Raw genomic sequence first — 11,139 nt, forward strand, 5'->3', positions numbered from 1 at the left:
AAAGATAGCTGGCTGCGCCCGATGGACGGGCGCTGCAGGTCAATTTGGCACTAAGCCTTGTGGATGGGCACGTAGAACTCGCCGCCCTTGGCCTGGAACTCGGCAGACTTCTCGTCCATGCCGCGCCGCAGCGCCTCCTGCTCGCTCAGCCCCTTGGCGGCGGCGAAGTCGCGCACCTCCTGCGTGATTTTCATCGAGCAGAACTTCGGTCCGCACATGCTGCAGAAGTGCGCGGTCTTGCTGCTGTCCTTGGGGAGGGTTTCGTCATGGAATTCGCGCGCCGTGTCGGGATCGAGCCCCAGGTTGAACTGGTCTTCCCAGCGGAATTCAAAGCGCGCCTTGCTGATCGCGTCGTCGCGCGCCCGTGCCGCCGGGTGCCCCTTGGCCACGTCGGCCGCGTGCGCCGCGATTTTGTACGCGATGATGCCCTGCTTGACGTCGTCGCGGTCGGGCAGGCCCAGGTGTTCCTTGGGCGTCACATAGCAAAGCATGGCCGTGCCCATCCAGCCGATCATGGCTGCGCCGATGGCGCTGGCGATGTGGTCGTAGCCCGGCGCGATGTCGATGGTCAGCGGGCCCAGCGTGTAGAACGGCGCCTCGTGGCAAGTTTTCAGCTGCTCGTCCATGTTGGCCTGGATCATGTGCATGGGCACGTGGCCGGGCCCTTCGATCATGGTCTGTACGTCGTGCTTCCAGGCGATTTGCGTCAGCTCGCCCAGCGTGCGCAGTTCGGCAAACTGCGCTTCATCGTTGGCGTCGGATGCGCAGCCCGGGCGCAGGCCATCGCCCAGCGAGAAGCTGACGTCGTACGCCTTCATGATCTCGCAGATCTCTTCGAAGTGCGTGTACAGAAAGCTTTCCTGATGGTGCGCAATGCACCACTTGGCCATGATGGAGCCGCCGCGGCTGACGATGCCCGTCACGCGGTCGGCCGTGAGGTGGATGAAGGGCAGGCGCACGCCCGCGTGGATGGTGAAGTAGTCCACGCCCTGCTCGGCCTGCTCGATCAGCGTGTCGCGGAAGATGGCCCAGGTCAGGTCTTCGGCGATGCCGCCGACTTTCTCGAGCGCCTGGTAGATCGGCACCGTACCGATCGGCACCGGCGAGTTGCGCAGGATCCAGTCGCGCGTGGTGTGGATGTTCTTGCCGGTGGACAGGTCCATCACCGTGTCAGCGCCCCAGCGGATCGACCACACCAGCTTTTCGACCTCTTCCTCGATGCTGCTGGTGACCGCGCTGTTGCCGATGTTGGCGTTGATCTTCACACGGAAGTTGCGGCCGATGATCATCGGCTCGATTTCCGGGTGGTTGATGTTGGCCGGAATGATGGCGCGGCCGCGCGCCACCTCGTCGCGCACGAACTCGGGCGTGATGCGGTCGGGGATTTGCGCGCCCATGGGGTTGCCATGGCGGCGGGCCTCGCGCCGGGGGTCGCCCAAATGCTCGGCCAGCCATTCCATGCGGCCGTTTTCGCGCAGCGCGATGTATTCCATCTCGGGTGTCACGATGCCACGGCGGGCGTAGTGCATCTGTGTGACGTTGGCGCCTGCCCTGGCGCGGCGTGGCTGGCGCTGAAGGCCCGCGGCTTCGCGCCGCAACTGGTCGATGCGCTCGGCGTCGCGCGCCTCCAGCTTGCCGCCGTCGTCGAGGATGTGCGCCAGGCGGCCTTCGTAGGCTTCGGTGTCGCCGCGTTCGGCGATCCACCCGGCGCGCACCGGCGCGAGGCCTTGACGGACATCGATCGTCACCGCGGGATCGGTGTACGGGCCGGACGTGTCGTAGAACGACACCTCGCGCCCGTTGGTCAAGCGCACGTCGCGCACCGGCACACGCAGATCGTCACGGCTGCCAGCCATCGTGCCTTTGGTGGATGCGGGCAGTGGCTCGCGCGTGAGCGCCAGCAAATGGGCCAGTTTGTCGGGTGCGTTCATTTCAGGTCTCCGTTGGGGTCATGACAAGGACTCCGGATGACCTGTCGGGCGATGGTCCGCGTGCTGCGGAATGCCCTTGGGCTGCTGCTCTTCCTTACGCCGGTACTAACCGGATCAAGTTGACGGGTTCAGTCGATGTCTCGACCATCTCAGCTCGCCTGACGCGGGCACCCCGGAGTGTGCGCCGATGATAGCGCGCCCTGCAGCCCAGCGCGCGCTGAAGCTGTCTGCGTCAGCCTTTCGACAAAATTTTCGAGTCGCTTGAGAAGTCTCAATTTCCGGCATATAATGCGAGGCTTGTTCCCTGATAGCTCAGTCGGTAGAGCGACGGACTGTTAATCCGCAGGTCCCTGGTTCGAGCCCAGGTCGGGGAGCCAACAAACGCAAGGCCTCGCACGAAAGTGCGGGGCCTTTTCGTTTCTAGGCGTGACGAAAACGTGACGGCGGCACCACGTTCCGCCCTTCCCGACTCAGCTCGATCCTGGTCGCCGCGGACAACAGGTTCTCGGTTGCAAATTTGGCGTAGCGATCCATCATGCTGCGCGACTTCCAGCCACCCAAGTCCTTGAGCTCGTTGCAGGACGCGCCTGCCTGACGGTGCCAAGAAGCCCAGATGTGCCGAAGAGCGTGAAACCGGAAATCGCTGATCCTGGAGCGATTCAACGCCATTTGCCAGGCCGTGTTGATCCCGTCCCATCGGATGGGCTGGCCGTTATAGGTGAAGCAAAACTCCGGGTTCTTGCCGATCTTCGAACGATGCCATTCAGGGCGGCTCACAGGTGCCCAAAAAACTGGGGCGATTCACAGTTCAAAGCCGCTTCAAACGCGGAAACAGCCGCTCCGCGTTACCTCGATCAATCGCATGCCGCTGCTCCGGCGTCAACGCAAACTCATCCAGCAAACGCGCGAAGTGCCAGGACCTTTGCTTGGGAGCAAACGGCCAGTCGCTGCCAAACGTGATGTGGGTGGGCTCGGCGAAGGCCAGCAGGCTGGGCAGCGCGTACGGGCTGCTGGACAGGGCCAGATCGAAATAGAAGCGCTTCAGACGCGCGCAACCCTGGGCCATGTCTTCACCATCATCGGCGCAGGCACGGGCCATGCGCTCAGCGGCGAACGGCACGAAGCCGCCGGCGTGCGACAGGATGATCTTCAGGTCAGGGTAACGTTCAAACGTGCCGACGCGCGCCAGGTTGATGGCGGCGCGCGTGGTGTCCAGCAGAAAGTCGGCCACGAAGGGCGCGATGCCGGGCACGGGTGGGCACGGCAGCGACGAGGGGTGGATGAAGACCACGGCGCGGCGCGCGTTCAGCTCGGCCATCAGCGGCTCCCACGCCGGATCGCCCAGGTAGGTGCCGCGCACATTGGCCAGCAGTACAACGCCGTCGGCGCCCAGCACGTCGAAGGCGTGGCGCCCTTCGGCGATGGCGCCCTCCACGTCGGGCAGGGTCAGCGTGGCGAAGAAGCCGAAGCGGTCGGGCGCACCGCGCACCACGTGGGCGGCGAATTCGTTGACCTCGCGCGCCTTCTCGCGCGCCTCGCCGTCATCGCCCAGGTGGGCGCCGGGGGTGGACACGGACAGGATACCGGTGGCGATACCGGCGCCGTCCATCAGTTCCAGTGCGGCGGGCACGGTCCATTCGGGAATGGCGCGGCCACCGGCGTTGATGCCGCGCGACGCCAGCCACGCCGCATAGGCGGGCGGCACGACGTGCAGGTGGGTGTCGATGCGTTGATGGGTGGTCATGGCGCGCTCCTGCCTCACTCGGCTTTCAGGTCGGCCTGCTTCACGGCGCCGGTCCACAGCTTCTGCTCACGCGCGAGAAAGTCGCGCGCATCCTTCACGCTGCCGCCCACTGGGTAGGTCGCGGCGGTCTGCAGTTTCTGCACCAGCGCGGGCGCTTTCAGCGCCGCATTCACCGCATCGTTGAGCTGCTGCACGCGCGCGGCCGGCACGCCCTTGTTGGTGAACAGCATGAACCAGCCAGACACCTCCAGCCCAGGCACGGTGGCCTTGGCCAGCGGGTAGGCTTCCAGCCCCGGCAACACCTGGCGGGAGGTGACGGCCAGCGCCTGCAGGCGCCCCGCCTTGACCAGCGGCAGCAGGGGCGCGATGCCGTCGACCGACACCTGCGTGTCGCCGCCGACCACCGACTGGATCGCCTGCCCGCTGGTGCCCATGGGCACGTTGCGCAACTGGATGCCCGCCATCTGCTCCAGCAGTTCACCGCTCAGGTGTGGGACCGACCCTCGCGAAGGGCTACCCAGGGTCAGATCGTCCGGCTTGGCTTTGGCCTGCGCCAGCAGTTCGCCCAGCGTCTTGATCCCGGTCTTGGGATTGGCCACAAACAGCATGGGCGTGTCGGCCACCACCGACACCGTCTCGAAGTCGCGCGCCATGTCGTACTTGGCCGCGCGGTAGAGCAGCGGCGTGAGCGTAACCACCGCAGCCTGCGCCAGCAGCACGGTGTTGCCATCGGCCTTGGCCGATTTGGCGGCCAGCGTGGCGACGATGCCGCCCGCGCCGGGCCGGTTGTCGATGACCACGGGCTGGCCCAGGCGCTGCGTCAACTCATCGCCCAGCAGGCGCGCCACGATGTCGGGCGCGCTGCCGGCGCCTGAGGGCACCACCATGGTCAAGGGCGGGGTCGCGCCGGCCCAGCCGGCGGTGCTGATCAGTCCGGCGGCGATGGCCAGGCGCACCCAGTGGCGTCGTTGCATGTGTCTTGTCTCCTGTCGGTGGAACGGACCACGGCAAAGCAGGCGATGGGCCCGCGTTTTGACCGTGTTGCCACGCAGCGTACGGGGCGTCAGAATTCGCGTCTACGGCATGAATTGAGTATGCCAAATCGATTTCATGGATATCAGAACCATCGATCTGAACCTGCTGCCGGTGCTGGACGCCCTGCTGCGCCAGCGCAGTGCCACCCTGGCGGCGCGCGAGCTGGACATGAGCCAGTCGGCACTCAGTGCCGCCCTGGCGCGCCTGCGCAAGCTGCTGGACGATGACCTGTTCGTGCGCACGGGCCGCGGCCTGCTGCCGACAGCGCGGGCCAGCGCGCTGGCTGAGCCGGTTGCCGCCATCCTGGCGCAGGTGCGCGAGCAGGTGCTGCGCGCCGGGGCGTTCGAGCCCGCCACCGCGCAGCGCAACTTCCAGCTGCTGCTGTCCGACGTCGGCGCCTACGTGCTGCTGCCGCGCATCGTGCGCGCGGTGCGCCAACTGGCGCCCCAGGTGTCACTCACGCTGCACCCGCTGGGCGGCACCGACATTGCGGCCGAGCTGACCGATGGCCGGATCGACCTGGCCATCGGCCACTACCCCGCCCTGCCCGACACGCTGTTCCAGCGCCGCCTGTTTGATCGCCATTTCGTCGGGCTGGTGCGCCGCGGGCATCCGCTGGCGAGCGGGTCGCGCCTGAACCTGCGCCGCTTCGCGGCCACGCCGCAACTGGTGGTGCGGCTGACCTCGGGCATCCAGATCCACATCGACGAAGGCCTGGCGCAGCACGGCCTCAGTCGAGCAGACACGCTGGAGCTGCCGTCCTACCTGATGGTGCCGCCGCTGCTGGAAGCCACCGACTACCTGGCCGTTGTGCCCGGCCAGTTGGCCGACGCCTTTGTCGCCGATGGCCGGCTGGCCGTGGTCGACCTGCCCTTGCCTCTGCCCGAAAGCACCATCCGCATGCACTGGCACCGGCGCTTTCATGAAGACCCCGGCAATGTCTGGCTGCGCGGGGTGGTGGTGGCGGAGCTGGGCCTGTGATGGGTGGCTGAGCCCCGCCAACGCAGATGTATGCACCAACACCCTTCTGGCAGCCCATGCAGGATGCTGGCACGACCCCGGCAGCAGCTTTGGAAAACTACTTATTTGATAGCTGCCTGCGCAGGCCTGGCATGGTCCGAAGGCCAATTTTTCTTGAGTGTTCCTAACGACTTCAGGACTTGTCTGGACGCCAGCCGTCCGGCTTTCAATCCGCTGAAACCAGAAAGTCCCGGCTGATGTGCCCGCCCAGCGCGTTCACCCGGTCGAGGAACTGCGTTAAAAAGGCGTGCAGCCCGGTCGCCAGGATCTCGTCGATGTGGCCAAAGCGCAGGTCGGCGCGCAGGCGGCCGGCGTGGCGCATGGTTTCGCCGACCGGGTCGGCGCCGACCAGGCGCAGGTTGCCCACCACTTCGCCCATGCAGTGGTGCAGCGAGCGCGGCATGTCGTGGCGGAGCATCAGCAGTTCGGCCACGCGCTCGGGCTCGATCACGTCGCGGTAGACCTTGCGGTAGACCTCGAACGCGCTCACGCTGCGCAGGATGGCCGACCAGTGGTAGAAGTCGTATTCGATGTCGCGCTCGCTGGCGGTGCCGAAGAAGTCGCTTTCGACCGCGTGAAACTTCACGTCGAGCAGGCGCGCGGTGTTGTCGGCGCGCTCCAGGAAGGTGCCCAGGCGCAGGAAGTGAAAGGCCTCGTCCTGCAGCATGGTGCCCAGCGTGACGCCGCGCGACAGGTGCGAGCGGAACTTGACCCATTCGAAGAACTCGCCCGCGTCGCGCTCGAACGCGCCGGCGCGGCGCAGGCGCACGATCTCCAGCCAGGTCTGGTTCAGCGTTTCCCACACTTCGGTCGTCAGCGTGCCGCGCACGGCGCGGGCGTTCTCGCGCGCGGCTTTCAGGCAGGCCATGATCGACGCAGGGTTGCCCTCGTCCAGCACCATGAAGTTCATAACGCCCTGCGGCGTGACCTCGCCGTGGCGCGCGGTGTAGGCCGGCAGCAGCTCGCTGATCGACAGGATGCCGGTCCAGCCGTGCTCGGACACCGCCGCCGACTGCGGCAGCAGCGAGGTTTCGTAGTGCACATTCAGCAGGCGTGCGGTGTTCTCTGCCCGTTCTGTGTACCTCGACATCCAGAACAGGTGGTCGGCGGTACGGCTCAGCATGACGGCTCCTCGGGCAGAGAACACCGCGCGTGCTGCGCACGCCTGCGGTGTTGTGGCGAAAGACCGCCTGCGGCGGCCTTTTCTGCCCGCTCGGTGTAGCGTGACATCCAGAACAGGTGATCAGCGGTGCGACTCAGCATGGTGCAACTTCCTCAAGCTTCCAGTACCCAGGTGTCCTTGGTCCCGCCACCCTGCGACGAGTTGACCACCAACGACCCTTGCTGCAGCGCCACGCGCGTCAGCCCGCCCGGCACCATCTGCACTTCCTTGCCCGACAGCACGAAGGGCCGCAGGTCGATGTGGCGCGGAGCGATGCCGGCGTCGACGTAGGTCGGGCAGCTCGACAGGCTGAGCGTGGGCTGGGCGATGTAGCCCGAGGGGTTGGCCAGCACGGCGGCGCGGAAGGCCTCGATCTCGGCGGCCGTGGACGCGGGGCCGACCAACATGCCGTAGCCGCCCGCACCGTGCACTTCCTTGACCACCAGCTCATGCAGGTTGGCCATGACGTACTGCAGGTCTTCCGGCTGGCGGCACATGTAGGTGGGCACGTTGCTGAGGATCGGCTTTTCGCCCAGGTAGAACTCGATCATCTTGGGCACGTAGGGGTAGATCGACTTGTCGTCCGCCACGCCGGTGCCGACGCCGTTGCAGATCGTCACGTGGCCGGCGCGGTAGGCTTCCATCAGGCCGGCGCAGCCCAGGGTGGAACTGGGGCGGAACACCTCCGGGTCCAGAAAGTCGTCGTCCACGCGGCGGTAGATCACGTCCACCCGCTTGGGGCCGCGCGTGGTGCGCATGTAGACGAAGTCGTCCTTGACGAACAGGTCCTGCCCCTCGACCAGTTCGACGCCCATCTGCTGGGCCAGGAAGGCGTGTTCGAAGTACGCGCTGTTGTACATGCCGGGCGTCAGCACCACGACCGTGGGGTTGGCCGAGGTGCCGGGGCTGCTGTCGCGCAGGGTTTCCAGCAGCAGGTCGGGGTAATGGGCGACCGGTGCCACGGGGTGGCGCGCAAACAGGCTGGGGAACAGCCGCATCATCATCTTGCGGTCTTCCAGCATGTAGCTCACGCCGCTGGGCACGCGCAGGTTGTCTTCCAGCACGAAGTACTCGCCCTGCCCGTCCACGCGGCCGGCGCGCACGATGTCCACGCCCGAGATGTGCGAATAGATCTGGTTCGGCACATCCACACCCTGCATGACCTGGCGGTACTGCGTGTTCTTCAGCACCTGGTCTTTCGGGACGACGCCGGCGCGCAGGATTTCCTGGTCGTGGTAGACGTCGTGCAGGAAACGGTTGAGCGCCGTCACGCGCTGCACCAGGCCGCGCTCCAGGTGGTCCCATTCGTCCGCCGGGATGATGCGCGGGATCAAATCGAACGGAATCAAGCGCTCGGTGCCCGAGCCGTCCCCGTCCTTGGCGCCGTACACCGCGAAGGTGATGCCGACGCGCCGGAAGATCACCTCCGCCTCTTCGCGCCGGTCGCGCATCTGCTCGGCGCTCTGCCCGGCCAGCCAGGCCGCGTACTGCTGGTAATGCGAGCGCACGGCGGCGGCGGCATAGGCCTCGGGCAGCGCCGCCGCGTTGGCAAGCGATTCGTACATTTCATCGAACGGGTGCATCCCAAGGCCTCCTGCTGCCCGCCACCGCGCCACCATGCGCAGTTGCCGGCCAAGCTAGGATAGCAAGAAGGGCGCCAGCCCGGCAAAAGCCCCGGCTGGCGCGGCTTTCAAGGCAGCTGGTGCTGCCAGTAGCGGCGCCGCAGCGCGCGTTCGCACCCCAGCGCGCCGGGCTGTGCACTCCGCCAGTGCATCGCACCACAATGGGGCGAATCGACCACCGCGATGCCGCGTTCGGCATAGCGCGCGAGCACGGGCGCGGCGGGGTGGCCAAAGCGGTTGCGGTAGCCCGACTGCACCCAGGCCCAGCGCGGCGCCACGGCGTCGATGAATTCGGGCGTGGACGAGGTCCGGCTGCCGTGGTGCGGCACCAGCAGCACCTCGGCGTGCAGCCCGGCGCCGTGCGCGTGCACCAGCGACAGCTCCTGCGCCGCCTCGATGTCGCCCACCAGCAAGGCACCGGCGCCACCGGCCGCGCGCACGCGCAGCACGCAGCTGAGGGCGTTCGGCTTCAGGCCCTTCGCGTCGTACAGCGCCGGCGTGGGGTGCAGCACCTCGAAACGCACGCCGTCCCAATCCCAATGCTGCCCCGTCAGGCAGCGCAGCACGGGGCGCACGCCGCGCAAGGGGTGATCGGCCTCCAGCGACGACAGCACGGCCGCTTGGGGCTGCCCGGTCAGCAGCGCCGCGGCGCCACCGGTGTGGTCGCTGTCGCGGTGGCTCAGCACCAGCGTGTCGACCCGTTCACCCAAAGCGCGCAGCAGCGGCAGTAGCACGCGGTCGCCGGCGTCGCTGTCCAGCGAATAGCGCGGGCCGGCGTCGTACACCAGGCTGTGCGTGGCGGTGCGCAGCAGCACGGCGTTGCCCTGCCCGACGTCGGCGGCCAGCAGCTCAAACTGCCCCGGCGCAGGTCGCGCCGGCTGCCACAGCAGCAGCGGCGCCAGCAGCGGCAGCCCCACCACCCGCAGCTGCCATGGCCAGGGCAGCGCGAGCATCAAGCCGCCGGCCACCGCGGCCGCGCCCAGCACCAGCGGCGCCTGCGCCACGGCCACACTCGCGCCCGGCCAGGCCGCCAGCCACTGCAGCAGCGCGATCAGCGGCTGCAAGGCCCACGCCGCCGCTTGCCACAGCGGCGCCCACAGCACGCCCAGCACCGCCAGCGGGGTGACGAGCACGGTCACCCACGGGATGGCCAACAGATTGGCCAGCAGCCCCACCACCGAAGCCTGCCCGAACAGCAGCAGCGACAGCGGCGTGAGCGCCAGCGTCACCACCCATTGTTCGCGCAACAACTGAACAAATCGACCGCCAGCGCTATAACCATCAGCGCTACCAGCTCCTGAATCGGTAGCAAACAGCACCCCGACAGCGACAAAGCTCAGCCAGAAACCCGCCTGCAGCCAGGCCCAGGGGTCCCACGCCAGCACCAGCGCGCAGGCCAACAGCCAGGTCAGCCACCACGGCCAGCGCAGCCCGCTGACGCGCAGCGCAGCCACAGTGGCCAGCATCAGCACCGTGCGCTGCGCCGGAACGCCCCAGCCGCTGAACAGCGCGTACGCCGCCGCCAGCGCCACGCCGCCGACCAGGGCCGCGTGCGGCGCCGGCCAGCGCAGGCAGGGGTTGAAACGCGCCGGCCACCGCAGGCTCGAACTCCAGCGCGCGCTGCGCCGCCACGCCCAGCCGACCACGGCCGCGGCGAGCCACGCGAACATCGTGATGTGCAGGCCCGAAATGCTCATCAAATGCGCGACGCCCGTGGTGCGAAACAGGTCCCAGTCGCCGCGCTCGATCAGCGCCTGGTCGCCCGTCAGCAGCGCCGCAACCACCGCCGCGCGCCGCTGTGCCGCCGGGTCGGCAGACGGCGCGGCGGTGCGCATAATGCGGTCGCGCACCGCCTGGCGCAGGCGCTCGACGGCGTGACCTTCGCCGCTCGCCAGGCGCTGCGGCACGGTGTCGCTGGCGCCCGCGCGCACATAGCCGGTGGCGCGCACGCCCTGCTCCCACAGCCACAGCTCGTAGTCGAAGCCGTGCGGGTTGAAGTTGCCGTGCGCCGCCTTCAGCCGCGCGGTGAAGCGCCAGCGTTCGCCGGCGTGCAGCTCGGGCAGCGCGGCGCCGGTGCCGGGCGCCGTTGGCGCGAAGCCGCCACCATCGCGGTACCAGCCGATCAAAAGGCGCGGCGGCACCGCCACCGGGCGGCCGTCCTGCGTGGCCTGCACCACGTCAAAGAAAAAACGCGTACCCTGCTCGCCCAGCTGCGGCATGCGCGCCACAACGCCGGTCAGCTGCAGGTCCACGCCTTCCAGCGCCGCACCGATCGGCGGCAGCTGCGTGGCGCGCCCGCCGGTCAGTGCGAAGGCGAGCAACGCGGCGCTGATGGCGGCCAAGGCCGTGACCGGCAACACGTGGCGGCGCCAGCGAACGACCACCCAGACGGCGCCTGCCGCCGACAGCAGCGCAGCCACCGCCAGCAGGGCGTACGCGGCCAGGCCCCACAGATCGCGCTGCTGCAATTGCAGTGCCGTGCCCGCGATCCAGCCGGCCAGCGCGGCGGGAAGCAGCCAGGCCGTGCGCGCGACAGCGGCGACAGAGCTGCTGCCCGGTTCATTGGCGTGCTGCGCAGGCGCGCTCATTCACTATCCCATTGATAGCTGCTTGCGCAGGTGTCTG

General features: G+C 68.0%; 9 protein-coding genes, 1 tRNA gene and 1 riboswitch. Of the genes, 2 read left to right on the top strand and 8 right to left on the bottom strand.

Annotated elements, in window-relative coordinates; translation table 11 throughout:
- Positions 1–50 precede the first annotated feature (50 nt).
- Positions 51–1,931 carry a phosphomethylpyrimidine synthase ThiC gene (gene thiC / locus FVQ98_RS09880; RefSeq protein ID WP_147913276.1) on the bottom strand — a complete coding sequence of 627 codons (1,881 nt, stop codon included), beginning with the start codon at positions 1,929–1,931 and terminating at the stop codon, positions 51–53.
- Positions 1,932–2,004: 73 nt separating this feature from the next.
- Positions 2,005–2,116: riboswitch (TPP riboswitch) on the bottom strand.
- 116 nt (positions 2,117–2,232) lie between these two features.
- On the opposite strand from thiC, the gene FVQ98_RS09885 reads away from it, so the two are divergent.
- Positions 2,233–2,308 (top strand) — tRNA-Asn (locus tag FVQ98_RS09885).
- A 43-nt stretch (positions 2,309–2,351) separates the two neighbouring features.
- Here FVQ98_RS09885 and FVQ98_RS09890 read toward each other — a convergent pair.
- Genes FVQ98_RS09890 through FVQ98_RS09900 form a run of 3 tightly spaced genes read right to left on the bottom strand, consistent with a single transcriptional unit; the run spans position 2,352 to position 4,649 of the window.
- Positions 2,352–2,708 (bottom strand): tyrosine-type recombinase/integrase, encoded by a 357-nt coding sequence (locus tag FVQ98_RS09890; RefSeq protein WP_255507724.1) that lies wholly within the window; start codon positions 2,706–2,708, stop codon positions 2,352–2,354.
- A gap of 31 nt (positions 2,709–2,739) precedes the next feature.
- Positions 2,740–3,675, bottom strand: coding sequence for an amidohydrolase family protein (locus FVQ98_RS09895; RefSeq protein WP_147913278.1), 936 nt, complete (start codon positions 3,673–3,675; stop codon positions 2,740–2,742).
- Positions 3,676–3,689: 14 nt separating this feature from the next.
- Positions 3,690–4,649, bottom strand: coding sequence for a Bug family tripartite tricarboxylate transporter substrate binding protein (locus FVQ98_RS09900; RefSeq protein WP_147913279.1), 960 nt, complete (start codon positions 4,647–4,649; stop codon positions 3,690–3,692).
- A gap of 136 nt (positions 4,650–4,785) precedes the next feature.
- On the opposite strand from FVQ98_RS09900, the gene FVQ98_RS09905 reads away from it, so the two are divergent.
- The gene (locus tag FVQ98_RS09905; RefSeq protein ID WP_147913280.1) at positions 4,786–5,691 is read left to right on the top strand and encodes a LysR substrate-binding domain-containing protein; all 906 of its coding nucleotides are present in this window, start codon (positions 4,786–4,788) and stop codon (positions 5,689–5,691) included.
- A gap of 205 nt (positions 5,692–5,896) precedes the next feature.
- Here the strand turns inward: FVQ98_RS09905 and FVQ98_RS09910 are convergent, their stop codons facing one another.
- The 4 genes from FVQ98_RS09910 to FVQ98_RS09925 form a co-directional block, all read right to left on the bottom strand.
- Complete coding sequence (locus FVQ98_RS09910; protein ID WP_147913281.1) at positions 5,897–6,853, bottom strand: alpha-E domain-containing protein; 957 nt, start codon at positions 6,851–6,853, stop codon at positions 5,897–5,899.
- The gene (locus tag FVQ98_RS20315) at positions 6,847–6,993 is read right to left on the bottom strand and encodes an alpha-E domain-containing protein (RefSeq protein WP_147913282.1); all 147 of its coding nucleotides are present in this window, start codon (positions 6,991–6,993) and stop codon (positions 6,847–6,849) included. Before FVQ98_RS20315 ends, FVQ98_RS09910 begins: the two co-directional genes overlap by 7 nt.
- A 12-nt stretch (positions 6,994–7,005) precedes the next feature.
- Positions 7,006–8,475: a circularly permuted type 2 ATP-grasp protein gene (locus tag FVQ98_RS09920; protein ID WP_147913283.1), complete on the bottom strand. Its 1,470-nt coding sequence runs from the start codon at positions 8,473–8,475 to the stop codon at positions 7,006–7,008.
- A gap of 107 nt (positions 8,476–8,582) precedes the next feature.
- On the bottom strand, positions 8,583–11,102 hold the full coding sequence (locus FVQ98_RS09925; RefSeq protein WP_147913284.1) for a DNA internalization-related competence protein ComEC/Rec2: 2,520 nt from the start codon (positions 11,100–11,102) through the stop codon (positions 8,583–8,585).
- Positions 11,103–11,139: the final 37 nt, after the last annotated feature.

The organism is Ottowia flava (assembly GCF_008017535.1).
GTDB classification, from domain to species: Bacteria; Pseudomonadota; Gammaproteobacteria; order Burkholderiales; family Burkholderiaceae_C; genus Ottowia; species Ottowia flava.